23 protein-coding genes are annotated in these 25,525 nt (G+C 71.6%); 6 read left to right on the top strand and 17 right to left on the bottom strand.

Annotated elements, in window-relative coordinates; all coding sequences use genetic code 11:
- From VNM44_RS16495 to VNM44_RS16480, 4 genes are all read right to left on the bottom strand, one after another.
- Positions 1-341 (bottom strand): type II 3-dehydroquinate dehydratase (locus VNM44_RS16495; RefSeq protein WP_325627307.1); only part of this gene is annotated, 341 nt, incomplete at its 3' end.
- Between the two features lie 188 nt (positions 342-529).
- Complete coding sequence (locus VNM44_RS16490) at positions 530-1,975, bottom strand: bifunctional shikimate kinase/3-dehydroquinate synthase (RefSeq protein WP_325627305.1); 1,446 nt, start codon at positions 1,973-1,975, stop codon at positions 530-532.
- The gene (locus VNM44_RS16485) at positions 1,954-3,057 is read right to left on the bottom strand and encodes a chorismate synthase (RefSeq protein WP_325627303.1); all 1,104 of its coding nucleotides are present in this window, start codon (positions 3,055-3,057) and stop codon (positions 1,954-1,956) included. Before VNM44_RS16485 ends, VNM44_RS16490 begins: the two co-directional genes overlap by 22 nt.
- 132 nt (positions 3,058-3,189) lie before the next feature.
- A complete protein-coding gene (locus VNM44_RS16480) occupies positions 3,190-3,936 on the bottom strand; it encodes a shikimate dehydrogenase (RefSeq protein WP_325627301.1) in 747 nt (248 codons plus the stop codon).
- Positions 3,937-3,999: 63 nt separating this feature from the next.
- On the opposite strand from VNM44_RS16480, the gene VNM44_RS16475 reads away from it, so the two are divergent.
- From VNM44_RS16475 to VNM44_RS16460, 4 genes are all read left to right on the top strand, one after another.
- Positions 4,000-6,732: an AAA family ATPase gene (locus VNM44_RS16475; RefSeq protein ID WP_325627299.1), complete on the top strand. Its 2,733-nt coding sequence runs from the start codon at positions 4,000-4,002 to the stop codon at positions 6,730-6,732.
- Between the two features lie 45 nt (positions 6,733-6,777).
- A complete protein-coding gene (locus VNM44_RS16470; RefSeq protein ID WP_325627297.1) occupies positions 6,778-9,519 on the top strand; it encodes an AAA family ATPase in 2,742 nt (913 codons plus the stop codon).
- Positions 9,520-9,616: 97 nt separating this feature from the next.
- Positions 9,617-10,885: a vanadium-dependent haloperoxidase gene (locus VNM44_RS16465; RefSeq protein WP_325627295.1), complete on the top strand. Its 1,269-nt coding sequence runs from the start codon at positions 9,617-9,619 to the stop codon at positions 10,883-10,885.
- A gap of 66 nt (positions 10,886-10,951) precedes the next feature.
- On the top strand, positions 10,952-11,242 hold the full coding sequence (locus VNM44_RS16460) for a hypothetical protein (protein ID WP_325627293.1): 291 nt from the start codon (positions 10,952-10,954) through the stop codon (positions 11,240-11,242).
- A gap of 92 nt (positions 11,243-11,334) precedes the next feature.
- Here the strand turns inward: VNM44_RS16460 and VNM44_RS16455 are convergent, their stop codons facing one another.
- The gene (locus VNM44_RS16455) at positions 11,335-11,799 is read right to left on the bottom strand and encodes an NUDIX hydrolase (RefSeq protein WP_325627292.1); all 465 of its coding nucleotides are present in this window, start codon (positions 11,797-11,799) and stop codon (positions 11,335-11,337) included.
- Positions 11,800-11,853: 54 nt separating this feature from the next.
- On the opposite strand from VNM44_RS16455, the gene VNM44_RS16450 reads away from it, so the two are divergent.
- Positions 11,854-12,147 carry a hypothetical protein gene (locus tag VNM44_RS16450; RefSeq protein ID WP_325627290.1) on the top strand — a complete coding sequence of 98 codons (294 nt, stop codon included), beginning with the start codon at positions 11,854-11,856 and terminating at the stop codon, positions 12,145-12,147.
- A 126-nt stretch (positions 12,148-12,273) separates the two neighbouring features.
- On the opposite strand, the gene mltG is transcribed toward VNM44_RS16450, so the two are convergent.
- The 11 genes from mltG to VNM44_RS16395 form a co-directional block, all read right to left on the bottom strand.
- A complete protein-coding gene (gene mltG / locus VNM44_RS16445; RefSeq protein WP_325627288.1) occupies positions 12,274-13,113 on the bottom strand; it encodes an endolytic transglycosylase MltG in 840 nt (279 codons plus the stop codon).
- Positions 13,114-13,127: 14 nt separating this feature from the next.
- On the bottom strand, positions 13,128-13,511 hold the full coding sequence (gene ruvX, locus VNM44_RS16440; RefSeq protein WP_325627286.1) for a Holliday junction resolvase RuvX: 384 nt from the start codon (positions 13,509-13,511) through the stop codon (positions 13,128-13,130).
- On the bottom strand, positions 13,508-16,084 hold the full coding sequence (gene alaS / locus VNM44_RS16435; protein WP_325627284.1) for an alanine--tRNA ligase: 2,577 nt from the start codon (positions 16,082-16,084) through the stop codon (positions 13,508-13,510). The genes ruvX and alaS overlap by 4 nt, the downstream gene beginning before the upstream one ends.
- 330 nt (positions 16,085-16,414) lie before the next feature.
- Complete coding sequence (locus VNM44_RS16430; protein ID WP_325627282.1) at positions 16,415-16,999, bottom strand: hypothetical protein; 585 nt, start codon at positions 16,997-16,999, stop codon at positions 16,415-16,417.
- A gap of 11 nt (positions 17,000-17,010) precedes the next feature.
- Positions 17,011-18,270 carry a tRNA 2-thiouridine(34) synthase MnmA gene (gene mnmA, locus VNM44_RS16425; protein WP_325627280.1) on the bottom strand — a complete coding sequence of 420 codons (1,260 nt, stop codon included), beginning with the start codon at positions 18,268-18,270 and terminating at the stop codon, positions 17,011-17,013.
- Positions 18,271-18,816: 546 nt separating this feature from the next.
- Positions 18,817-19,890: a hypothetical protein gene (locus tag VNM44_RS16420; protein ID WP_325627278.1), complete on the bottom strand. Its 1,074-nt coding sequence runs from the start codon at positions 19,888-19,890 to the stop codon at positions 18,817-18,819.
- 154 nt (positions 19,891-20,044) lie between these two features.
- Positions 20,045-20,413 carry a VOC family protein gene (locus VNM44_RS16415; protein ID WP_325627276.1) on the bottom strand — a complete coding sequence of 123 codons (369 nt, stop codon included), beginning with the start codon at positions 20,411-20,413 and terminating at the stop codon, positions 20,045-20,047.
- Between the two features lie 204 nt (positions 20,414-20,617).
- Positions 20,618-20,998: a hypothetical protein gene (locus VNM44_RS16410; protein WP_325627274.1), complete on the bottom strand. Its 381-nt coding sequence runs from the start codon at positions 20,996-20,998 to the stop codon at positions 20,618-20,620.
- A 38-nt stretch (positions 20,999-21,036) separates the two neighbouring features.
- A complete protein-coding gene (gene aspS, locus VNM44_RS16405) occupies positions 21,037-22,767 on the bottom strand; it encodes an aspartate--tRNA ligase (RefSeq protein WP_349258061.1) in 1,731 nt (576 codons plus the stop codon).
- A gap of 11 nt (positions 22,768-22,778) precedes the next feature.
- Positions 22,779-24,035, bottom strand: a complete 1,257-nt coding sequence (gene hisS, locus VNM44_RS16400) for a histidine--tRNA ligase (protein ID WP_325627270.1) — start codon at positions 24,033-24,035, stop codon at positions 22,779-22,781.
- A complete protein-coding gene (locus VNM44_RS16395; protein WP_325627268.1) occupies positions 24,032-24,688 on the bottom strand; it encodes an MBL fold metallo-hydrolase in 657 nt (218 codons plus the stop codon). The genes hisS and VNM44_RS16395 overlap by 4 nt, the downstream gene beginning before the upstream one ends.
- Positions 24,689-24,749: 61 nt before the next feature.
- Here VNM44_RS16395 and VNM44_RS16390 point away from each other — a divergent pair, with 61 nt between their 5' ends.
- Positions 24,750-25,091, top strand: coding sequence for a hypothetical protein (locus tag VNM44_RS16390; RefSeq protein WP_325627266.1), 342 nt, complete (start codon positions 24,750-24,752; stop codon positions 25,089-25,091).
- A gap of 12 nt (positions 25,092-25,103) precedes the next feature.
- On the opposite strand, the gene VNM44_RS16385 is transcribed toward VNM44_RS16390, so the two are convergent.
- Positions 25,104-25,523 carry a hypothetical protein gene (locus VNM44_RS16385; RefSeq protein WP_325627264.1) on the bottom strand — a complete coding sequence of 140 codons (420 nt, stop codon included), beginning with the start codon at positions 25,521-25,523 and terminating at the stop codon, positions 25,104-25,106.
- Positions 25,524-25,525 lie beyond the last annotated feature (2 nt).

Raw genomic sequence — 25,525 nt, 5'->3', positions numbered from 1 at the left:
ACGCTGAGACGCCGCCACTCCTCTCGGGCGTCCACGTCGGAGATGTGCACCTCGACGACCGGTCCCGAGAACGGCTCGAGCGCGTCGCGGAGCGCCCAGCTGTAGTGCGACCAGGCCCCGGGATTGACGATCAGCGCGTCCGCGTTGTCGAGCGCCGCGTGGAGAAACTCGACGTACTCCCCTTCGTGATTCGTCTGGCGACATCGGACCTGGAGGCGCAACTCTCGCGCCCAGGCATAGACCTGGGTCTCGAGATCCTGGAGCGAGCCGTCGCCGTACCTCGCAGGGTCCCGACGGCCGAGGAGGTCGAGGTTCACACCGTTCAGCACGTCGATGCGCACGGGCCGGATGCTACTGGCGGCTCTAGAGAACTCGAACCGAAATGAAGCCTTGAGTCGTCGGGACGTCCTGGGCGGCGCGCTGCGGCGTCCTCGGTTGCCCGAATAGCGCTGCTATTCGGGCGCCGTGCGTCCTTGCATCGCACTCGCCCAGGCCGCCCCGCCGACGAAGCGTCATTCCGGTTCGAGTTCTAGGAGATCAGCTCGTCGAGCGCCCGGCGGACGTCGGCCTCGGGCAGCTCGACGCCCCAGCGCGGCTCTCCCGGCGCGTCGAGCAGGACGAGCCGCGGGGCCCCTCCCTCGGACTTCTTGTCGCGTGCGATCGCCGCCCAGGCGATGTCGCGATCGACGCGCGCCCGCTCGGGCGCCAGCACCTTCTCCACGAGGTCGAGCTGGTCGGGAAGCCCGGAGAGCCGGAGCGCGGCGAGCAGCCCGAGGGCGACAGCGCGGCCGTGCGGCAGCGCATACCCGGCCGCGGCCTCGAGCGCGTGCGCGAAGGTGTGGCCGAGGTTGAGCTGCGTGCGCGGACCGCGGTCGTGCGGATCCTCGAGGCAGACCGCCGACTTGAACGCGGCACAGGCACGAACCTGCTCCGGCTCGGCCTGCTCCCAGAGGGCGCGGCCCGCGAGGAGGCCGGTCTTCACGACCTCCGCGAGGCCGTTTCTGCGCTCGTCGTCGGGAAGGGTGGCGAGGAGCGACGGGTCGCAGACGACCCGCGCCGGCCAGTGGAAAGCGCCGACCGCGTTCTTTGCGCCCGGGAGGTCGATCGCCGTCTTACCGCCGATGCCGGCGTCGACCTGGCCGACGAGCGAGGTCGGCACCGCCGTCCACGGGACCCCGCGCATGTGGGTTGCAGCGGCGAGGCCGGCGACGTCCGTCGTCGATCCCCCGCCCAGAGCCACCAGACAGCCGTCGCGGCCGATCGAAAGCGAGCGCCAGAGCCGCTCGAGCACTGCCGGCGTCTTCGCCGCCTCTCCTGCCGGAACCTCGTGTTGCGCGACGTCGCGCGCGCCCAGCGCGACCTGGGCACGGATGCCGTGGATCCCCGCGACGTGCGCGTCGGCGACCAGCTCGGCCGGCCCGTCGCCCGGGACGAGCTCCTCCAGCTCGTCGATCGCTCCCGTCGCGACGTGGACGCCCGCGGCGGCGAGAACGACCGAGTCCGCGTCGCCGGCATGGGCGTCGGCGACCTCCTCGTAGAGCGGTTGCCGGTCGCGGTGGAGCGCGTGGAACTCCTCGGGCTCCTGCGCAAGCGGCCGCCCCGTCCCGGAGACGCGCTTCCACGCGACGTCGGGATCGACGTCCAGGAGCACCGTGAACGCGCGCATGGCGAGATCGCTCCTCGTGCGGTTGGAGAGCACCGCGCCGCCGCCGAGCGCGACGACGACGGGCTCGCCGCCGCGCAGCACGTCGCGCGCGACGCCCTCCTCGAGCGCGCGGAAGCCGGGCTCGCCGCGGCTCGCGAACAGCTCGGTGACAGCCGACCCCGCGCGCTCCTCGATCTCGCGGTCGAGGTCGACGAACGACCGCCCCAGCCGCCGGGCGACCGCCTCGCCGACCGTCGTCTTGCCGGAGCCCATGAACCCCGCGAGCGCGAGGTGGCGGCCGAGGGCGTTCAGCTGGCGTGGGGGTGCCATGTGTCGCCGATCCGGGCGAGATAGGCGTCGCGGGCGGCGAGAACGTCGACCATCGCGTCCCCGCCGAGCTTGTCGAGGGCCGCCCGGGCGAGCTCGAACGCGATCGCGGCCTCCGCGACGACGGCGAGCGCCTCGACCGCCTGCACGTCGGAGCGCTCGACGAGCGCCTTGGCCGGCTCGCCCGTCGCGAGATCGACCGAGTCGAGCGGGCGCATCAGAGTCGGCAGGGGCTTCATCGCCGCGCGGACGAGGATCGGCTCGCCGTTCGAGACGCCTCCCTCGATGCCGCCGGCGTGGTTCGTCCGCCGCTCGAGGCCGGGGTAGATCTCGTCATGGGCCTCGGTGCCGCGACGCCGCGCGAGCGCGAAGCCGTCCCCGATCTCGACCCCCTTCACCGCCTGGATGCCCATGAGCGCGAGCGCGAGGCGGGCGTCGAGCCGGTCGCCCTTCTCGGCGTACGAGCCGAGGCCCGGCGGGGCGCCGGTCGCGACGACCTCGACGATCCCGCCGAGCGTGTCGCGGTCGTTGCGCGCCGCATCCGTCGCGGCTCGCATCCCCTCCTCGGATGTCTCGCCGCCGACCTCGACCGGACGCCCCGCGACGTCGATCCCGAGCTCGCGCAGAAGTGCCTTCGCCACCGCGCCCGCGGCGACGTGCACCGCGGTGTGCCGCGCCGACGCGCGCTCGAGCGCGTTCCGGACGTCCTCGTGGGCGTACTTGAGGATGCCCGCGAGATCCGCATGCCCGGGCCGCGGCAGCGTGACGGGCTTCGTGCCCTTGCCCGCAGGCTCACCTTCGGGTCGCCAGGGGCTCATCCCCCACGTCCAGTTCGCATGGTCGCGATTGCGAACGACGAGCGTCAGCGGCGTCCCGAGCGTCACCCCGTGGCGGAGGCCGGAGAGCACCTCGACCTCGTCCGACTCGAGCTTCTGCCGAGGGCTGCGACCGTACCCCTGCTGCCGGCGCCGGAGGTCGGCGTCGATGGCGTCCTTCTCGAGCCGGAGGCCTGCGGGCAACCCGGTGACGATCGCGGTCAGCGCCGGCCCGTGCGACTCGCCTGCCGTCGTCAGCCCGAGCGCCATGCCGCGATCCTAGACAGCGGCACGACCGCGAACCTCCGGAGTCGCCTTGTTGTCAAAGTTGACAAACGGTGTCAGAGACCGGTTTCCGTCGAGCCGAGACCGTGCCGGATCTGTACCAGTCGTTCCACGGGCTCAGGCGTGCTCGCGCACCGCGTCGCGCATGGCGACGAGTGGGGCGGGCCCGCCTGTCCAACGCTCGAACGACGCCGCTCCCTGCGCGAGGAGGACATCCAGCCCGTCGACGCACGGATGGCAGTCGAGCGCCCGCGCCGCCGCGATCAGCGCCGTCGGCCGGCCGTCCGGCAGGTACGCCAGGTCGACGACCTGCATCCCGGCGCGCGGCGCGACGAGAAGCTCCTCCTTGACCGGAGTCGCGTTGACGAGGACGTCGAAGCCGTCGGCCGACGGCGGCCAGCCGGCGTCGCGGCGGCCGCGGACGACGACCTCCGCACCCTCGTCCTCGAGCGCCGCGGCGACGGCCCTGGAGGCGCCGCCCGCCCCGAGCACGAGCGCTCTCAGGCCCTTCGCCTCCAGTTGCGACGTCACGGCAAGCCCGTCCGTCGACGAGCCGAGCACCTCGCCCTCGCGGATCACGAGCGTGTTGACCGACCCTCCCCGCGTGGCGACGTCGTCGAGCTCGTCGCAGAGCTCGAGCACCGCCTGCTTGTGAGGGATCGTGACGTTCGCGCCCGCGAATCCCGTCGCCACGAGCCCCCGTACAGCGTCCCCGAGGAGCTCCGGCGGCGTCGGCAGCGGCACGTACGCCCAGTCGAGCCCGAGCGCGGCGAACCCAGCGTTCTGCATCCGCGGCGAGAGCGAGTGCGACGTCGGCCAGCCGAGCAGGCCGACGAGCGTCGTGGTGCCCCGAATCTCGGTCACCGGAACAGACTCTCACGCCCATCGGGTTGACCTCCCCGTCACCGTGCGAGAACGTGCAGCGTGATGCGGGAGCTCGTGGGCCGCGACGAGGAGCTCGCAGCGATCGGCGGGCTCTTCGAGACAGCCGTGCTGCCGGCAGCTGCCGTCCTGCACGGCGAGGCAGGGATCGGAAAGACGTCGCTCTGGCTTGCGGGAGTCGACGCGGCGACGGCCGCGGGGTTCCGCGTGCTGTCGGCGCGGCCTGCCGAGCCGGAAGCGGGACTTGCCTTCTCCGGCATCGGCGACCTGCTCGCCCGGGACGTCGACGCGGTGCTCGCCGCGCTTCCGCCGGTTCAGCGCAGCGCGCTCGAGGCAGCCTTGCTGCTCGGCGAGACACGCCGCGACGTCGAGCAGCGGGCCGTCGCTGCAGCGTTCCTGGCTGCGCTGCGGATGCTCTCCACGACCGGCTCTCTCTGCGTCGCCGTGGACGACCTCCAGTGGCTCGACGGCGAGTCGCTGGGCGTCGTTCGCTATGCCTTCGCCCGGCTCGCGGATGCTCCGATCGCAGTCTTGACCGCCGTCCGCGGCGCTCCGCCCGAGTGGTTGCGACGAAGCGTCGGAGAAGACCGCCTCAGGGCGGTGCACGTCGATGGTCTCAGCGTCGGTGCCACGAACGAGCTGCTTCGCAGCCGCCTCGGAATCGACCTTCCACGACCGACGACGATCAGGCTCTGGGAGGCCTCGCGGGGGAACCCGTTCTTCGCACTCGAGCTCGGCAGCGCGCTGCAGGCGCAAGGCGGCACGCTTGTTCCGAGCGAGGGCCTGCCGATCTCATCGGATCTCGGCGAGCTGTTGCAGCAACGTCTGTCAGGGCTCACGCCGCCCGGCCTCGACGTCGCCCGCGTCGTGGCCGCAGCCGCCGAGCCGACGGTGCCGCTCGTGGAAGCCGTCGTCGGAGCTCCGTTCGACGACGGTCTCGCCGACGCCCTTTCAGCCCGCATCCTCGAGATCGACGGAGAGACGCTCCGCTTCACACACCCTCTCCTCGGATCTGCGGTGTCGTCACGCCTGACGCCGCGAAGGCGCCGCGCGCTGCACGCACGCCTGGCGGAGCTCGTCCGTTCATCGGATGCACGCGCGCGGCATCTCGCGCTTGCAGCGGCCGGGCCGGATCGCAAGGTCGCCTCCGCGCTGGAGGACGCGGCACGCTCGGCCCGGGCACGCGGCGCCACGGTCACGGCCGTGGAGCTGGCGGAGGAGTCGGCGCGTCTCACGCAGGATGCGGATCGGGAGGACACCCGTCGGCGTCGCTTTCTCGCTGCCGACCTCCATGCGCTCGCCGGCTCGACCGGCCGCGCTAGCGAGTTGCTTCGCGGCATTCTCGTGGAGTCCGCCCCCGGAGCCGAGCGTGCGGAGGTGCTGGTCAAGCTCGGCCAGATCCAGCCGGGGCGCCGGGAGCCGGAAGCGCTCTACGAGCAGGCGCTCCAGGAGGCGAAGAGCGACAACCGCCTCGAGGCGACGATTCACCTGCGCCTCTCCGGCCTGCAGCGCTGGGGCGAGGGCGTCGAGCGCGGCGCCGAGCACGCCGATCTCGCTCTGCGTGCCGCGAAGCGGAGCGGGGACGTCTCACTCCTCGCGGAGGCCCTCGTCGAGCAGGCGTGCTGGCAGCTCCGGGCCGGAAACGGCTTCCCGCGAGAGCAGGCAGAGGAGGCGCTCCGTCTCGAGCGCACGCTTCCGGACTGGCCACGCGACTTCGGAGCGGCCGACAACATCGCCATGGAGCTGATGTGGATCGTCGATCTCGATCCTGCGCGGAAGTTGCTGCTCGAGCTCCGCGACGCTCACCGGAGACGCGACGAGACGCGACAAGAGGCCTACGTCCTCTGGATCCTCGCGATGGTCGAATGGCGCGGTGGCAACTGGAACGAGGCCGAGGCGTACCTGGGTGAGCACGCCGCGCTCAACGACCAGCTCGGCCACGAGCCGACCGCGGATATCCCCGACGCGATTCTGGCCGCGCATCGCGGCCGAGTCGCGGACGCCAGAGCCTGGGCCGAGGACGGCGTCGAGCGAGGTGAGGCGCTCGGGATCGGAATCTCCGTCTCGGGGTACCTCGGCGTGCTCGGCTTCCTCGAGCTCTCCCTCGGAAACGCCGAGCAGGCGCTCGGCCACTTGCGTCGCTCGTACGAGCTCCGCAACGTCTTCATGCGCGAGCCGGCGCAGCACTTGGAGCTCGGTGACTACCTCGAGGCGCTGGTTGCGGTCGGCCAGCTCGACGAGGCCGCCGAGCTGATCGCTCTGTGGCACGAGCGCGCGCTCGCCGTCGATCGCGCCTGGGCGCTGGCGGTCGTCGCGCGGGCCCGCGGGCTCGAGCTCGCGGCGCGCGGCGACCTCGACGGCGCGTTCGCGAGCTTCGACCACGCGGTCGGGGAGCACACGCGCACCTCGGATCCGTTCCAGCACGCGCGGACCCTCCTCGCCCTCGGTCGCACGGAGCGGCGCGCGAAGCGCCGGGCCGCTGCCCGAAACACCCTGACGGAGACACTCGAGCGCTTCGAACAGCTCGGGGCTCCCCTCTGGGCCGCTCAGACGCGCGGCGAGCTCGACCGGATCGGCGGCCGCCGCGCAGCCGGGGACGACCTCACAGACGCGGAGCGACGGATCGCCTCCCTCGTCGCGCAGGGAAAGTCGAACCGCGAGGTCGCTGCTGCTCTCTTCCTCACGGTGCACTCGGTCGAGACCGCGCTCACGCGCGTCTACCGAAAGCTCGGCGTGCGCTCCCGGGCCGAGCTCGCGGGCCGCTATCAGGTGAGCTGACCGCTGCCCGACCGCGCTGTTCCCCACGGCGCAGAATGGGCGGACATGCGCACTCCTGTCCGCGAACTCGTCGGCAGAGAGGACGAGCTCGACGCGATCGTCCACATGCTCGACGCCCGGGATGGCCTTCCCGACATGGTCGTGCTGTCCGGCGACGCTGGGATCGGCAAGACGGAGCTGTGGCGGGCCGGCCTCGAGGCGGCGTTGGAGCGCGGCTTTCGGACTCTGACGACGCGGCCGAGCGAGACCGAGACCGGCTACTCCTACGCCGGCCTTTCCGATCTCCTCGGCGGGGTCGGCGATGACGTCCTGCCGCGGCTGCCACCCATCCAGCGTCGCGCCCTCGAGACGGCTCTGCTCGTCGGCGAGCCCGACGCGTCCGTCGACGAGCGTGCCGTTGTGTCCGCCTTCCTCGGCGCGGTGAGGGTGCTCGCGGCCGACGGGCCGGTCTGCATCGCGGTCGACGACCTCCAGTGGCTGGACGCCGCATCCATCGGCCCCTTGCGGTTCGCGCTCACTCGACTCGGTGACATGCCCGTCGCCGTCCTGCTCGCCGTGCGCGGGACTCCGCCGGAGTGGCTTCGCCGGACGAGCGCTCGGCTCGTCGAGGTGCGCGGCCTCTCGATCGGTGCCACCCACGAGGTTCTCCGCACACGCCTCTCTACGAGCTTCGCACGTCCCCTGCTCGTGCGCATCTGGAAGACATCGGGTGGCAACCCTTTCTTTGCCCTCGAGCTCGCCGATGCGCTCCACCGTCGGGGCGGAGCGCTCGCGGTGGGCGAGGAACTGCCGATTCCCTCGAGTCTCGGGGAGCTGTTGAGCGCCCGACTCGACGGCCTCGGCGCCGCGGCCGCACAGGTGGTGAACGTGGTCGCGGCGCTCGCCGATCCCTCGACGGACCTCGTCGAGGCGGCGGCGGGGAACAGTGCCGACCGCGGCCTCACCGAGGCGCTCGAGGCGAGCGTGCTCCAGCTGGAAGGCGAGCGGGTCCGGTTCACCCATCCGCTTCTCGGATCAGCCGTCGCGGCAAGGACGACGCCGTCGCGTCGGCGCGTGCTCCATGCACGCCTCGCAGAGATCGTCCCTACGAGCGAGGAGCGCGCGCGCCATCTCGCGTTGGCGGCGCCGAGACCGAGCTCGTCGGCGGCCGCCGCGCTGGAGGAGGCCGCTGCGCGAGCGCTCCGTCGGGGCGCTCCGGTCGCGGCGGCCGAGCTCGCCGAGCAGGCGCTTCGTCTCACACCGGCCTCGCGCCCGGATGACGTGCGCCGGAGGGTGCTCGCCGCCGCCGACATGCACCACCGGGCCGGAGACGCGCTTCGGGCGCGCGGACTGCTCGAACGCGAGCGAGCACGAGCGGTACCGGGCCAGGAGCGCGCCACCGTTGTGGCGCGCCTCGCCAGGGTGCAGTCGAGCCCGCGTGACGCCACGGCGCTCTACCGCGAGGCGCTCTCGGAAGCCGAGGATGACGACGCGCTGCGGGCGGTGATCCATCTGCGGCTCGCCGAGCTGATGCGCTTCACGGACGGCGTCGGGCAGGGCGTCGAGCACGGCCGGCTGGCGGTCGAGGCAGCCTCCCGCGTGGACGACCCGCCGCTCCGGTGCCTCGCCGCCGCGGCATACGGGCTGCTGCACTTCAACGCAGGATTGGGCGTCCCCGAGCCGACGATGACGGAGGCGCTCGCGCTCGAGCGGTCGCTCGTCGGGTGGCCGCTCACGGACGGGCCTACCGTCGTGCACGGGCACCACCTCTGCTGGATGGGTGATGTCGCCGACGCCCGGACGGTCTTCGAGGAATGCCGGGCGGCCGCCGTTTCGCGGGACGAGCCGCACGCGCTGGCGGACGCACACTGGTACCTGAGCGTCGTCGAATGGCGCGCAGGAAACTGGGAGGTCGCCGACCGCCATGCGGCCAGGTGCTTCGAGCTCAGTTCGCAGCTCGGCCCCGTCTTGCCGCCCCAGGAGTACCCCATGGCGATCATCGCCGCTCACCGGGGCAGGATCGACGAAGCGCGCGCGATCGCCGAGCGCGCCTTCGCCCTCGCCGGCGCCGAGGGGATGACCGTCGCGCAGTCCGGCCACGGCTGGACGCTCGGGTTCGTCGAGCTCTCGCTCGGGGACGCGGCGGCGGCTCTGCCCCACCTGCGGCGGGCGGTCGAGAACCGCGAGGCGTTCGTCCTGGAGCCCGCGATGCGCGAGGAGCTCGGCGACGTGGTGGAGGCGTTGGTCGCGGGCGGTGAGCTCGAGGAGGCGGACGCGACGATCACGACATGGGAGGAGCGCGCCCGGCGCCTCGACCGCGCGTGGGCTCTCGCGATTCTCGCGCGCGGCCGAGGGCTCGTCCTCGCAGCGCGGGGCGATTTCGACGGGGCACTCGCGAGCTTCGAAGAAGCCCTCGGCGAGCATGCGCGGAGCAACGATCCCTTCCAGCACGCGCGCACCCTCCTCGCCCTCGGCCGCACCCAGCGACGGGCGAAGCAGCGTGGCGCGGCCCGTGCCAGCCTCACCGATGCGCTCGCGCGCTTCGAGCGCGTCGGAGCGCCGCTCTGGGCCGAGCAGGCACGCGGCGAGCTCGCTCGCGTGGGTGGCCGTTCCCGTTCCGCGGGTGCGCTGACGGAGTCGGAGAGCCGAATCGCCGCCCTCGTCGCAGAAGGGAAGTCGAACCGCGAGGTCGCGGCCACGCTCTTTCTCACCGTTCATTCGGTCGAGACAGCGCTCACGCGGATCTACCGCAAGCTCGCCGTCCGCTCCCGCGCCGAGCTCGCTAGGCGGTACGGGTCAAAGACCTGAGGTTTCCAGCTTTCGGCATCTCCCCCACATTGCGACCCTCGTCGGGAAAGCAACGGGGCCGCGCCGACCACGGTGGGGCGGCCCGGGAGGTGAAGTCATGAGACTCCGAATCGGGCTCGTCACGACGCTGGCGTTGATCACGGCTCTCGTCGTGGGCGCATCGTCGTCGTCCTCGGCGCCGGGAGACAATGCCGTCGTCCACTGGAGCGAGGTCGCCGAGGCTGCGATCTCGGCCCCGACGCCGCCGAGCACGGCCTTGCGCCCGCCGGCGAGCAGCACCCCGCTGGCAGCGATGGTGCACGGCGCGATCTACGACGCGGTCGCCGCGGTCGACGGCGGGCTCGAGCCGTTCGCCACGCGTGTCAGCGCACCGCCGGGCGCCTCGGCCGACGCAGCGGTCGCACAGGCCGCACGCGACGTCCTCGTCGCGCGCATCCCCGCACAAGCGACCAATGTCCAGAACGCCTACGACGCGTTCATGGCGGGCATCCCGGCCGGCCCGGCGAAGGACGCGGGCAAGGCCGTCGGCGCGGCCGCGGCAGCGGGGATGCTCGCCTGGCGGATGGGTGACCACTTCGACGACGTCGTCCCGTACGTGCAGCCGACCCCCGGCCCGGGGGTGTTCGAGCCAATCGCGCCGACGACGCCGGTCGACGTAAAGCTCGGGTATGTCACGCCGTTCACCTACACGGGCCCCGCCTACCGGCCTGCTCCCCCGTACGCGCTGACGAGCAAGCGGTACGCGGCCGACGTGGCCGAGCTGCAGGCGATTGGCCGTGCCACCGGCTCCTCACGCACCGACGCGCAGACGCAAACGGCGATGTTCTTCAGCGGGCCGGCGTTTGTGCAGTTCAGCCGCGGCCTCCGTGGGGTCGTGAAGGCGCACGGGCTCGAGCGGCGCGAGTCGGCGCGATTGCTCGGCTACACCTGGGTGGCGGTCGCCGACACGATGATCGCCTGCTGGGAGGCCAAGTACCACTACATGTTCTGGCGGCCGAACCACGCGATCCAGCGCGCGGACACCGACGGCAACCCCGACACCTCCCCGGATTCGACCTGGCTGCCGCTCCTCGTCGGCAACCACCCGGAGTATCCCTCGGGGCACGCCTGCTTCACGGCTGGGGTGACGACGTCGCTCGAGCAGTACTTCCACACGAGGAAGGTGCAGTTGACGATCCCGGGCATGGTCCCCGCGGGCGGGCCCGACCGGACCTACGGCAACCTCGACGACCTGGTCAAGGAGGTCGAGAACGCGCGCGTCTGGGGCGGCCTGCACTACCGGACGACGATGCAGGAGACCGCCAAGCAGTTCCCGCGCATCGCGAAGGACGTTGGCAAGAACTACTTCCTGAAGGACAAGAAGTAACCGCGCCCGCAACGGGGGGAGTGACGGAGGGCGGCTCTGGATCCGCCCTCCGTCAGGGAGGTTCAAGTGCCGAGCTACCTCGTCGAGACATATGTCCCCCGCGGCCGGGCGCACGAACTCGTGACGGTCGGTGACGCGATCCGGGCCGCGATCGCGGAGCTGGAGGGCGAGGGCGTCGTCGTCACCTACGTCAGGACGACGCTCCTCCCCGACGACGAGACCTGCTTCCACGTCCTCGAGGCGGCGTCACCGGGAGCCGTCGAGCGGGTCTGCCGTCGTGCGGGCCTCGACCGGGCCCGAGTCGTCTCGGCAGTCGAAGGGCGGCCGGAAGGCGCCAGGCCTCCGTCGCAGACGTAGCCGTGCAGGCCGCCTCGTCCTCGGCCGCGGCGGGCGGGCGGCGCCGGTCCGGCGGAGCAGGCCCACGAGTGTCGTGGTTCCGCGGATCTCGCTCAGGCGACCACCGGTCGAGCGTGCCCGTCGAGAAACGCATCGACGAGCGGCTCGAGCGCCGCGCCGATCTCGAGCTCGCGTATCCGGCCGAACGGGACGAAGCGAAGCTCCAGGGACTCCTGGCTGATGCGCGGGTCGCCTGCCGCCACGCCGACGACGAACGCGACCGTGAGGAGCCGATAGATGTTGCCGTCGTTGTACTCGATGATGCGAGACGGATCCGAGAAGATCCCGAACAGCTCCGTCGAAACGACCTCGAGGCCCGTCTCCTCGCGGACCTCACGCACGACGCCCTGCTCGATGGTCTCGAATTCGTCCAGCGCGCCGCCGGGTACTCCCCAGGTTCCGAAGTCGGCCCTGCGCTCGAGCAGAAGCGATTGGTCACGTACGACGAACGCGACGACGCCGACGCGGCGCGGTCGGTTGGGCATCGGCGCGCTCGGATCACGGTAGTAGCTCGGCACGCCGGGAGTATCGCCGCGTGTCACGTCACCGGGCACTCATCTCGTCAGGGGCAAATGCCGACATCGGGGGTGATGGGCGCAGACAACGTCGATCGACGGCTTCTCCCCCGGTTCGAGGCGAGCATCGAGCACGAGCGCGCGCGCCGGGAGCTGCTGCCGCCCGTGTGGCTGAACGCCGACCGCGGGCCGGCGGAGGACCTCGGCGACCTCTTCGACGCGGTGCTCGAGCGGGCACGTGAGCGTGTCCGCTCACAGCGCGCCGAGACCGTGCGCGACGTTCCGGAAGCCGGCGTGACGAACTCGGCTCTCTTTCGTGACACTCCCGTACGAGATCTGCCGATACCCTGACATCAGGGACACGGGAGTGCCCCTGGGGGTAGTTGGGACGACGTCGGTCGAGTGCCCCTCAGGGACACGGGAGTCCCCCTGGGGCAGTTGGTACGACGGGTCGGTCGAGCGCGGACGCGGCTGAGGTCAGTTGCAGGCGTAGCCGTACTCGCAGACCTTCCGAAGGAAGGCGTGCTCGTCCGCGGTGAAGTAGTGCGAGAGCGACTTGGGCTTGCGGACGTAGTAGAGGTAGTCGACGCCGCGGGCCGGGTTCGCGGCGGCGCGGATCGACGCCAGGCCCGGATTGGCGATCGGCGTCGGTGGAAGGCCCTTGTGGATCCGCGTGTTGTACGGCGAGGGCGAGCGGAGGGCCGCCTTCGTCAGCGACTCCGTGCCGGGGATGTTCAGGCCATACCGGACCGTGGCGTCGATCCCGAGCGGCATGCGGTTGCGTAGACGGTTGTAGATCACCGCGGCCACCAGACGCCGCTCGCTCGGCACCGCGGTCTCCTTCTCGATCATCGAGGCGATGATCAGGATGTCGTACGGCGTCAGGTTCTTCGAGCGCGCGTACGCGAGGTCGACGCCCCGGAAGCGCTGGCGGAACGCGCGGAGCTGGTCGGCGACGAGCTCGAGGGCGGTCGTCTTCTGCGTGAACTCGTAGGACGCCGGGAAGAGGAATCCCTCGAGTGAGTCACGCTGCACATCCGCGCGGAAGCGGGACGGAGCCAGCGTGCGCGAAACGGCGCGGAGGTAGCCATCGCGCGTGAGCCGTGGCGTCACGCCGCGCTTCGCGATCGCGATCCGGCGCACGGCAGCGACACGGTCGGCCATCTCGCGAATCGTGAACCCCTCGGGGAAGATGATCGTCAGGCGCGCGAGCGGAGGCGGCGCGGTCACCGTCGGCGTGGGCGCCTGATCGTCGCCGCCGACCCATGCCGCGGCCGCGAAGGCGCCGACCCCGACGAGCGCGACGACGGCGAGCACAGCAACCAACCGCCTCAACGCGTGCGCTCCAGCCACCCCTGCAGGAGATGCGCCGCCGCGACCGCGTCCTCGGGCGCGCGTCCGCCGGACTGCTGCGCGAGCGCCGTCGTGAAGCGCTCGTCCTCCATCTCGACGGGCACATCGAGCCGTGCGCGCAGGATCTCGACGAAGAGCTCGGTCTCCCGCGCCTGCGCGCCGCGCTCGCCGCGCAGCGTGAGCGGCAGACCGACGACGACGACCTCCACTCCGTACTCGGCGACGAGTTCCGTCACACGGTCGAGCCCTGCGGGGCTCGCCGCGCGCTCGACGACTCCGACCGGCCGGGCGAGCGTCCCCGTGGCATCCGAGACCGCGACACCGGTGCGCGCGGCGCCGTAGTCGAGCGCGATCGCCCTCACAGGGCCGCGCGGATCAGCCGCTCGGCCTCCGCGAGTGCCTCGGGCAGCCTCTCGGCGTCCTTGCCGCCCGCCCGGGCCATCGTCGGCCGGCCTCCGCCGCCGCCACCCACGAGCGGCGCCGCGCCGCGGATCACGTCCGAGGCGCTGACGCGCTCGGCCACGTCGGGGTCGAAGTTCGCGACGAGCGCAACCTTGCCGTCGTCGACCGAGCCGAGGACGACCGCGGCGGGGCTGTGACGCTGTTTGAACCGGTCGGAGAGATCGAGTAGAGCGTCGCCGCCGAAGCCCTCGACCGCCTGCACGACGAGATTGACACCGTCGACGGTGGTCACCGTCACCTGGGGATCCGCCACTTCGGCTCTTGCCGGTGCCGCCGAAGTCGGAATCGTCGTATCCCTCCGCTTGAGCTCACGCCGCACGGTCTCGAGCTCGGTGCGGAGCGCCTCGGTCTCGGCCGCGCGTGCGTGGAGCGCGGCCCACGCCTCACCGGAGGTGACGGCTTCGATCCGTCGCGCGCCGCTCCCCACGGACCCCTCGGTGAGGATGGCGAAGCCGCCGATCTCGGCCGTCGTCCGCACGTGCGTTCCGCCGCAGAGCTCGGTCGAGACGCCCTGGACATCGACGACGCGCACGACGTCGCCGTACTTCTCGCCGAAGAGCGCCATCGCGCCGAGCCTGCGGGCCTCGTCCAGCGTGGTCTCGAAGGTCGTGACCGGGTGGTTCTCGAAGACGGCGCGGTTCACACGTTGCTCGATCGCTTCGCGCTCCGCGGGCGTGAGCTGCGCGGTGTGCGCGAAGTCGAAGCGGAGCCGGTCCGGCCGCACGGCGGAGCCGGCCTGCGTCACGTGGTCACCGAGGACGTCGCGGAGCGCCGCTTGGAGGAGATGCGTCGCAGTGTGGTTCGCCATCGTCGGGAAGCGCACGCTCCAGGGGACGACCGCCCGCACGCGATCACCCGCCGCGAAACCGTCGCCGCGGAAGAGCAGCACCTGATCGGCATCGAACCGGTAAGCGTCGACGAGCTCGGCCCGGACCGACGGATCGTCGTCCTTCTCGATCCACCCCTGGTCGGTCACCTGGCCGCCCCCTGCCGGATAGAAGGGCGAATCGCGCAGCTTGGCGAGGAACGTGCCGTCACCGATCTCCTCGAGCGCGCCGATCTGCGTGAGGACGTCGACCTTCGTGTAGCCGACGAATTCGGACGCGAATCCCGCCCCCTGCGCGAAGTCCGCAGCGCGCTGCCCGAGGCCCTTCTCCCCCGTGCCACGCGAGATCTCGCGGTGTCGTTCCATTTCGGCGCGATACCCGTCGACGTCGACGGCGTGGCCGCGCTCGCGCGCGAGCTCGACCGTGAGCTCGATCGGGAAGCCGTAGGTCGCCGCCAGCCGAAAAGCGTCGTCGGCGCCGATGTCTCCACCGGCGAGATCCTCGAACTCCTTCATCCCGCGGTCGAGCGTCTCGCGGAAGCGCTCTTCCTCGGCACGCACGACCCGCTCGATCTCGGCGGCGTTCTCGACGACCTCGGGATACCAGGGCCCGACCTGGTCGACGACGATCCGCGGCAAGGGGTGGACCGCCGGCAGCCCGATTCGACGGGCCTGGACGACCGAGCGGCGTATGAGGCGCCGGAGCACGTAGCCGCGCCCCTCGTTCGACGGCGTGACGCCCTCCGCGACGAGGAACGTGACACCGCGACCGTGGTCGCAGAGCACGCGGTGCGCCCGCGTCGCCTCCGGCGATGCCCCGTACGCGACGCCCGACTCCTCGGCGATCCAGTCCATGATCAGCCGGAAACCGTCCGTGTCGAAGATCGATGGGACGTCCTGCACGAGCATCGCGACGCGCTCGAGGCCCATCCCTGTGTCGATGTTCTGCTTCGGCAGCGGCGTCAGGGAGCCGTCGGCGCCGAGGTCGAACTCCATGAAGACGAGGTTCCAGAACTCGATGTAGCGGTCGCAGCGCTCGCAGTTCGGGCCGCAGCCGGGTTGGCCGCAGCCGTGCTCGGCGCCGCGGTCGTAGTGCAGCTCCGAGCACGGCCCGCACGGCCCGGTGTCACCGGCGGGGCCCCAGAAGTTGTCGGAGCGCGGGAACGGCACGATCCGCTCGCGCGGGACCCCCTTGCGGAGCCAGGCCGCGACCGCGACCTCGTCCTCGCCGAGGCCGAGACCCGGGTCGCCCGCGAACACGGTTGCCCACAGCCGGTTCGGATCGAAGCCGAGGTGCTCGGTGACGTACTCCCACGCGTAGTCGACAGCGCCGTCCTTGAAGTAGTCGCCGAACGAGAAGTTCCCGAGCATCTCGAACATCGATGCGTGACGGGCCGTCATCCCGACCTCGTCGAGGTCGGTGTCCTTACCGCCGGCGCGAAGGCACTTCTGCACGGTCGTGAAGCGCGGCGCGGGCGGCTGCTTCGCGCCGGAGAAGTACGGCTTCAGCGGCTGCATCCCGGCGGAGATGAAGAGGGTCGAGGGGTCCTCGGGCGGAGGGATCAGCGGGAACGACGGAAAGCGCAGATGGCCCTTCGACTCGAAGAACGAAAGAAAGCCCTCGCGCAGCTCGGCCGTCGTGCGCACCTGGCGATCGTACCGGGGTCGTTCCGGATCTCCCCGTCGGCTCCGGGCCTGTGGCCGCCGCGCACGCGGTCACGTCGAAGCCGTCTGCAGGTGGCACGAGGGATTCCCGCGACGGCATGGCCGTGGCGCGGCGTCGCGCCAGCGACAGGAACGACAAGCTACCCACCGCTCACCGCGCCCCCAACCGCCCCCAGGGGCACTCCCGTGTCCCTGATGCCACGCTATCGGCGAAGTCGTGACGCAGGGGTCACGACTTCGTGCCGACTTCGTGCCGATGTCTCCCGTGTCGCTTCCCTCGCGAGTGGTACCGCGACTGCGGCGGCGCGTGGGTCAGGGAAGCTCGTCGGGCGGGACCGGCGCGGGGTCCGGCTTCGGAGTCGGCTCCGGCTGCGGCCAGGGGTCCGGCTTCGGGGTCGGCGTCGGGGTGGGAGTCGGGGTCGGCCGCTCGCTGGTCGGCGGCGTGGGACCGGCGCCGCGGAGATCCTCCGCGAGATCGTGCTCACGCCTCCTCGCGGCGTCCTTCGCGACGTCCATCGCCTCGGACATGTTCCGGTTCCGGCGGAACGCCGAGAACCCGTGCGCGATCCCCGCACTGAAGCCCGAGACCTTCTCGACCGGCTTGGAGATCGCGGTCGACACGGCCCGTACCGCGGTGTCGGCGCTGTCCGCCATCGAGACCGCGCTGTCCGTGACCGTGTCGAGCTTGTCCAACTGGTAGTTGACCCGGTCGACCGTACCGCCGGTCTTGACGACGACGGGCAGCGCGTCCCGCTCGGCCCCGCCGACGAGCGACGACACCTTGTCGAACAGCTGTCCGAGCTTGACGAGCGCGAACAACGAGCCGAGGCCCAGCAGGACCAGGAAGACCGCGAGGCCCCAGTAGGCGGCGTCGCCGGCGGAGAACGCGAGCGTCATCGCGCAGGATCCTACCCCGTCGCGCTCTCGATCACTCCCGCTCCGACGACCGCGTCGTCGTCGTAGAGCACCGCGACCTGACCCGGCGCAACCGCGTCGACCGGCTCGTCGAGCTCGAGTTGGAAACCGCCGGCCACGGGCGTCACGGCAGCGCCAACGGGCCGCGAGCGGTACCGCAGCTTCGCCTCGGCTCGCTCCAGGGCGAGAAACAGGCGCCCCCGGGCAGCGACCGTGCGGACGCCGAGCGAGCGACGCGGGCCCACGACGAGCGTGTTCGAGTCGGGATCCGAGCGAACGACGTGCAGCGGCTCGGCCGAAGCGAGGCCGAGGCCGCGACGCTGACCCGGCGTGAAACGCCAGAGGCCCGCGTGACGACCGACGACCGTTCCCGCTTCGTCGACGATCGCCCCGGGGGTCGCCGCGACGCCCTGGCGCTCGAGGAACGAGCGGTAGTCGCCACCGGCGAGGAAGCACGCCTCCTGGCTCTCGGGACGTCGTGCTGCGTCCAGGCCGACGGCACGGGCCTCCGCGCGTACGGCGTCCTTCGTGGTCGTGCCGAGCGGGAACCCGACGCGATCGAGGAGCGCCGGGTCGACCGTGGCGAGCATGTAGGACTGGTCCTTCGCCGGATCGGTTGCACGCGCGACGAGCCTCATCCCGTCACGCTCGACGATCCGTGCGTAGTGGCCCGTCCAGAGGATCGTCGCGCCGACCCGAGCCGCGAAGCTCACGAGCGCGTCGAAGCGGAACGCGCCGTTGCACCGCATGCACGGGTTCGGCGTGAGCCCCGCGGCGTAACCGTCGACGAACGACCGGACGACGACGCGACGGAACTCGTCACGCAGATCGAGAGTCACGTGCGGGAGCCCGATGGCGTGGCAGGCTTGCCGCGCCCGGATGACCGCGTCGGGCGAGCAGCACGCGCGGTCGGCGTCGGGCCCGGCCGGATCGAGCCACAGTCGGAGGGTCACTCCGACGGCGTCCCGACCGGCCCGATGGAGCGCGACGGCACTGTCGACGCCGCCGCTCATCGCCACGGCGATCCGGCCGCGCCGCGCGGGCGCCGTCATGACGGTGGCGAGCGCGTTGGCGACCGCATCCGCCGCGAGGACTTCCCCCGGCACCGCAGCCGCCTCGAGGAGCGTCAGGCCGTCGAGCGGCCGCGCCATCCCGGGCGCGTCGGCCTCGACGATGCGCTCGTCCTCGACGACGAGTCGTGCGAGCACGTACGCGTCGCCGCGCGCGGAGTCTCCGATCACCTCGACGGGCATCCGTCCAGGCTAGCGCCGGCTCCCTCGGCCACCGCTCGGCGTCGGCTCGGGCTCGGATCCGCTGCGTGGCGGGTCCCCGCGCCGCTCCGCACGCGTCAGCCGAAAGACCTCGGCCCCAACTGCCCCCAGGGGCACTCCCGTGTCCCTGGTGCCACGCTATCGGTGAAATCGCGACAGAGGGGTGACGACTCCGTGCCGACTCCGTTCCAGACGTACGCCACCGTGCCGTGTCCGGCCCACCGGCCGCCCCGTCGCACGCCGATGACCCACCGCATTGCATCGACTAAGGACGCCGGCCATCGGGCTCGATCGTCGACTGCGACCGAGACCCCGGAGCCCGGCCGATGAACGGAACCCGGTGACCGCCAAGTGCCGCGGATGGCCGCATACGAAAGTCTCCGCCGGCAGGTCGCTGCGCGCGCGGGAGCTGCGGACCGAGAGCCGCTGCCGCGACGACGGCGATCCACCCACGTGCTGCCGCTGACTCGCGGGCGCCGATGAGCGGGGGGAGGGCCGACGACGACCCTCCCCCCGCTTCCGAGCCGGCTACTGACGCAGGTTCACCTTGAAGGAGATGAGTCGGCGGGTCGAGACGCCGCCGAGCAGGTCCTCACCGCTCTTCCTGGCCCGGGCGAACACGACGAGCAGCTGCTGCTGGTTCGAGGCCGGGAAGAACTTGAGCCGGCGCATCGTGAGGATCGCCCAGCCGTCCGCGCCGGTCGGCTGCTCCGTCGCCGAGAACTGCTGGTACGGCGTCGGAGTCGCGTAGACGAGAGCCCCCTCGACGAGCCTTCCGCCACATGCCGACACGTGGAGCCTGATCCGGATCGTCTGTGTGTCCCTTCTCACCGGGCTCGGCGTGATCTGCTGCCTGTCGATCAACAGCCGTGCGGGCGACGAGAGGTCGGCGATCTTGATCGGCCCCGAGCCCGTCGGGCAGCCCGTCGCGGGCGGGGCGGGTGCCGTCGTGACGACGGCGCTGGGCGCCGACGTGACGGCGTTCGAGCCGCTCGCGTTCGTGCCCGTGACCTTGACGCGCAGCGTCTTGCCCGCGTCGGCGGTCACGAGGGTGTACGTGCTCTGGGTCGCGGTCGTGATGTCCGCGCACGCGCCGCCGGAGGCGTCACACCGTGACCAGAGATACGCGAACGTGATGCCGCTGCCGGTCCACGTCCCCGGATTGGCCGTCAGCGCCTCACCCACGACGGTCGAGCCCGAGATCGTCGGCGGTGCGGTGTTGGGGGGACCCGCCTGGACCGTGACCGCCGCCGTCGCGTTCGAGACCGCGGACGCCTGGCCGTCGGAGTTCGTCCCGGTGACCTTGACCCGGAGCCGGAAGCCCACATCGCCTGCGGCGACGACGTAGGACGTGGTGGTCGCGCCGTCGATCGTGGCGCAGTCCGAGCCGTTCGCCGCGCCGCCTGACGGCGGGCACCGAAGCCACTGGTACGCAAAGGTCGGTGCCGGCGTGCCCGTCCAGGTCCCCGGGGCGGCGGTCAGCGTCTGACCCTGCGCGGGGCTGCCCGAGATCGTGGGCTCCGCGGTGTTCGCCGGCACGTCCTGCTGTCGCGCGGACACGGTCGGCGCAAGGACGCCGAGCAGGGCGGCACCCGAGAGCACGACCGCGACCCTGCGCCTCGTAACGATGCGCCTTACCGAACTTGGAATCGAAGTCATCGTTCCTCCTTGGTCGTGGACGGCGATGACGATTCTCCGAAACCATTGGGCGCAGAACGTGAAGCTCCTCCTCCCCGGCCGGTCGACGACGCGGCGGTCAGGCAACGAGCTCGAGCCGGTTCTGCCAGGGGTCGTCGACGAAGAAGCGCGTCGCGCCGGGGATCTCCGCCGGGTCGGCCCACCTGACCTCGATCCCGCTCTCCTCGAGCCGTGCTGCCAGCCACTCGAGATCGGAGGCCGACGCGACCCGGAACGCGGGATGCGCCTTCGTCGCAGGCACGAAGTCCCCGGCCACGCCGACGTGCAGCTCGTGCGCACCGACGCGGAACCAGACACCGCCGCGCACCGCGAGAAGCGGCGGCTTCGGCACCTCCTCGAGCCCGAGAAGGTCGCCGTAGAACCGTCGCGCCTCGTCCTCGCACCCGACGGGGGCGGCCACCTGGACGTGGTCGAGCCCGACGATCACGCCCGGCTCACGGCGCGGGTCGGCGCTCCGCGTGACCCCGGGCCGGAAAAGCGAACCCGCTTCTCCAGGTGGGTGCCCTGCCGGACTCCGGTGACACCGTCATCCGGACCCGGGCTCCCATCGTGTGATTGTTGGTTCACGTTGAGAGCCCGAGGCCACGCGCAGCGCCGAGCACATCGCATTCTACTCGTAACGGCCGACCCGTCACCCTCTCGTCGCGTAGCGCCAGTCGACCTTCTGCGTCCCGTCGAGGCCCACGAGCGTCGCGAGCGCCGACGTCAGCTCGAACTGGCGCCCAGTCGCCTTGAGCTGGTTGTCGATCACCTCCGTGAGCACGGTCTCCCCCCCGTAGCGGATCAGGATCTTCGCGCCGCACGGCAGGACAGGATGCGTGACTCCCAGAGAGCGCACGGTGAGGATGAGCCCACACGTCGTGCGCTCGGCATCCTCTCCCGGCGGACGCGGCGCGGCGAGTGCCTCGTACCAGCCACCGCCCGCGGCGACGGCACCGGTCGGCGCCGAGACCGGCTGGGGCGCTCGGCGCTCGACGACCGCAACGGCGACGAGCCCCGCGAGGAGCGCCACCGCAGCGAGCGAAAGGAGGCGCTGGACGATCCGCGCGCTCAGCTCGACCCCTCCTCGGCAACTACTTCGAGGCCGAGTTCGTCGAGCTGCTGCTGGGTGATCGGGCTCGGAGCGCCCGACATCGGGTCGAGACCGGCCTGGTTCTTCGGGAACGCGATCACGTCGCGGAGGTTCGGCTCGCCCGCGAGCACCATCGTCATGCGATCGATGCCGAGCGCGATCCCGCCGTGCGGCGGCGCCCCCATCGCCAGCGCGTCGAGGAGGAAGCCGAACTGAGACCGCTGCTGTTCGGGCGACAATGCGAGGAGGTCGAACACGCGGGCCTGGATGTCCGGCTCGTGGATCCTGAACGACCCGCCGCCGAGCTCGTTGCCGTTCACGATGATGTCGTAGGCATAGGCGAGGGCGTGCCCCGGATCCTCGTCGAACCGGTCGCGCCACTCGTCGGTCGGCCTCGTGAACGGGTGGTGGATCGCGCCCCAGCGCCCCTCCTCCTCGTCCCACCCGAACATCGGAAAGTCCGTGACCCAGAGGAACGTGAACGCGTCGTCGTCGAACAGCCCGAGCTCGCGTCCCAGGTGGAGCCGGAGATGCCCGAGCACCCGCGAGGTTCCCTCCCACGTGTCTGCCGCGAAGAGGAGCGTCTCGCCGGGGGCCGGCCCGAGGGCCGTGAGCTCGTCCTCGGAGAGGAACTTCGCGATCGGCGAGCGGAGCTCCTCGCTCTCGTCGCGGATGAGGTACGCCAGGCCCTTCGCACCCCGCTCCTTGGCGATCTCCTCGAGCGCGCCGAGCTCGGTGCGCGAGAACGTCCGCGGCACACGGAGGAAGCGGACGGCCTCGGCCTGCGCGAAGACGCCGAACGCGGAGGCGCGCGTTGCCTCCGTCGCGTCCTCGAGCTCGAGTGCGAAGCGCGTGTCGGGCTTGTCCGACCCGAACCGCCGGTCCGCCTCGGCGAACGTCATGCGCGGCCACGGCGTCTCGATCTCGACACCGAGGCACTCTCGCCAGATCTCCGCGAACATCTCCTCCATCAGCCGGAACAGGAGCTCCCGGTCGGGGAAGGCCATCTCGACGTCGAGCTGGGTGATCTCCTGCACCCGATCGGCGCGGAGGTCCTCGTCGCGGAAGCAGATGGCGATCTGGTAGTAGCGGTCGAATCCCGCGATCATCAGCAGCTGCTTGAGAAGCTGCGGGCTCTGCGGGAGCGCGAAGAACGTGCCCTTGTGCAGGCGGCTCGGGACGACGAAGTCCCGCGCGCCCTCGGGCGTCGACTTGTAGAGGAGCGGCGTCTGGATGTCGAGGAAGCCGGCCCCCTCCATGTGCCGCCGGATGATCCCGACCATTCGCGCGCGCAGCTGGAGGTTTCGCTGCAGCTTCGAACGGCGCAGGTCGAGCCACCGATAGCGAAGCCGGAGCGTCTCGTCGACGTTCTCCTCGTCGAGCTGGAACGGCAGCGGCGTCGAGCGCGAGACGATCTGGAGGGTGTCGACGGCGAGCTCGACCTCGCCCGTCTCCATGCGCGGGTTGACCGTCTCGGGTGAGCGCGCGACGAGCTCGCCCCGTGCCTGGAGGACGAATTCGTTCCGGATCTCACCCGCCAGCTCGGCCGCCTGTGGCGAGCGCTCGGGGTTGATCACGAGCTGCGTGACACCGGTCCGGTCGCGCAGGTCGACGAACACGAGACCGCCGTGGTCCCGCCGCCGCGCGGCCCACCCCGCGAGCGTCAGCGTGCGTCCGACGTCCTCGGCCCGCGGCTCGCCGCACATCATGTCGCGCCAGTTCACGGCGTGAGAGTAGAGACGACGTCGGCGTGGGCGAGCGTCTCGTCATCGCGGCCGGGGGCCCGCAGGATCGCATCGGCGGGGCCGACCACGACGGTTCGCGCCGCGCCGAGGCGCCGTGCCTGCGTGAGCTGTCCCTTGAGCGAACGACCCGCGTAGTCGGTCTCCGCCGCGACACCCGCCCGCCGCAGCTCTGCGAGCCACAGCGCCACCTGCTGCCTCGGCGCACCCTGGTCGAGCGCGAGGAAGACGTCGATGCCGGGCTCGCCCGGCGCCTCGATGCCCTCCTCCTCCATCGCGATCAGCAGCCGCTCGATCCCGGCGCCGAACCCGATGCCGGGCGTCGGCGGCCCGCCGATCTCCTCGACGAGGTAGTCGTAGCGGCCGCCGCCGGTGATCGTCGAGTTCTGGTTCTCCATGGGGCCGATGAACTCGAACGTCGTCCGCGAGTAGTAGTCGAGGCCGCGAACGAGCGTCGGGACGAGCGTGTACCGGACGCCGGTCGCGTCGAGGCCGGCACGAACCGCCTCGAAGTGTGCGACGCAGGCTGCGCAGAGCGACTCGCCGATCTTGGGCGCCTCGTCGAGCGCATCGCGGACCACGTCTGGCTTAGCGAGGTAGTTGTCGAAGATGCGCAGCGGGCTCACGCCGACCTTCGCTCGGGTTTCGTCGTCGAGCCGACGGGCGTTTTCGTCGAGCCAGCCGCGAAGCCGCTCGAGGTAGGCGGGACGGCAGTCGCGGCAGCCGATCGAGTTCAGCTCGAGGTGGTAGCGCGTCACGCCGAGCCGGGCGAGCAGCGCGTCGTAGAGCTGGATCAGCTCGGCGTCGATCGCGGGATCGTCCGTCCCGAGCGCTTCGACGGAGGCCTGCCAGTGCTCGCGGTAGCGGCCCCGCCCGGGAGCGCCGTAGCGGTACATGGGCGCGATCGTGAAGAGCTTCACGGGCTGCGGCTGACGGTGCATCCCGTGCTCGACGTACGCGCGACAGATCGGCGCGGTCCCCTCGGGGCGCAGTGTCAGCGACCGGTCGGAGCGATCGGTGAACGTGTACATCTCCTTCTGCACGACGTCCGAGCCCGCCCCGGACGTGCGCGCGAAGAGCGCCGTGTCCTCGAACCCCGGGGTGACGATCGGGCGGTATCCGTAGAGGCGGCAGAGCCGGCGGATCTCGCTCGTGACCCGCTCCCATGCGGGTATCTCCGCGGGGACGACGTCGTGCGTGCCCCTCGGTCGCTCGATTTGCCGTTCTGCGCTCATCCTGCCGTCTCGCGCCGTTCGGCGCGGAGCTCCTCGAGGAACGGGTTCCGGGCGAGCTCGTCGGCGAGGGTCGTGATCGGTCCGTGGCCCGGGTAGACGACCGTCTCGGCGGGAAACCGGGTGAGGAGCCCTCGGATCGAGGCCAGGAGCGTCTCCCAGTCGCTTCCGGGGAAGTCCGTGCGACCGACCGAGCCCGCGAAGAGCACGTCGCCCGAGAGCAACGCGCCGTCGATCGCGTAGGCGAGGTGTCCCGGCGAGTGCCCCGGCACCGAGACGACCTCGATGCCGAGGCCGGCGAGCTCGAGCGCCTCGCCGCCCTCGAGCAGCGTCTCGGCGGTGTACGGCCGCACGTCGATGCCGGGCGGCGTGAAGTCAGCGGGCCGCTCCAGGAGCGCGCGCTCCCCGGCGGGCGCGTAGACGGGCGCGCCCGTCCCCGCAGCGAGCTCCGCCAGGCCGAGGATGTGGTCGAAGTGGCCGTGCGTGACGAGAATGGCGACGCAACGCGCGCCTCGCGACGCGAGCTCGATCCGGATCTCCGCCGCGGTGCCGCTCGGATCGACGACGACGGCCTCGGACGCGGCACGGTCGGCTCGGACGAGGTAGCAGTTCGTCCCGAGCGGCCCGAGGGGCAGCTGGTCAACGGCGGCTGGCACGACGCGAGTCTACGGACGCTCCCGCGTTCCGCAGCCGGCCTCGGCACGATACGGTTGCGCGGTGCAGTCCTGGAACCTGACGGAGATCGAGGCGCCGGGCGGCACGGTCGACCCGGCCGTTCTCACGACCGACGACGGCGCACGGGCGATCGCGATTCGCCTCGACGCGGGTCAGACGATGAACGACCACCAGGTGCGGGAGCGCGCCTGGGTCGTCGTCGTCGAGGGCAGGGCTCAGATCCGCTCCGGCGACGAGCTCGTCGACGGCGGTGTCGGCACGCTCGTGACGTTCGCACCCGGCGAGCGGCACGCGGTCTCGAGCGTGGACGGCGCCCGTGTGCTCTTGATCCTCGCACCGTGGCCCGGCCCGGGGCACTACCCCGACGGCGAGGCGGCGTCCTAGCTCACAGCCGCGTCAACGGCCGCCGGACTTCGCGCGCGCGAGTCGCTTCTCGTGCGACCGCCAGACGAGTCGGTCCATGAAGTAGCTGAACGGGATGAAGATCGCGAGCAGGAACGCCGTCTGGACGAGCGCTCCCTGGAACGTGAGCCGGTTCCCCGCGAGGAGCAGCACCGTGGCGAGGAAGATCGGGGCGAAGATGGCGCCCCGCTTCAGCACCCGACCCCACGTCGGGGGCCGGGGAGAGCCACGCCCGGGCCTCGGTTTCGACCCGTTCCGCGCGTCCCCCTTCTTCCGCTGGCTCCTCGGTGGCGTATCGACCTTCAGCTCGTTCGAGCTGAGCACGGTCTCGTTCCCCTCGGAGTCGATCTCGACGAGGTCGTACGCGTGCCGCTTCTCCTTCGCTCGTTTGCGGCGCTGCTTCTGCGTGGCCATCG

Source organism: Gaiella sp. (assembly GCF_035558935.1).
Classification (GTDB): domain Bacteria; phylum Actinomycetota; class Thermoleophilia; order Gaiellales; family Gaiellaceae; genus Gaiella.
The sequence above is the reverse complement of the archived record's forward strand: the minus strand, read 5'-3'. Positions and strand labels throughout refer to the sequence as shown.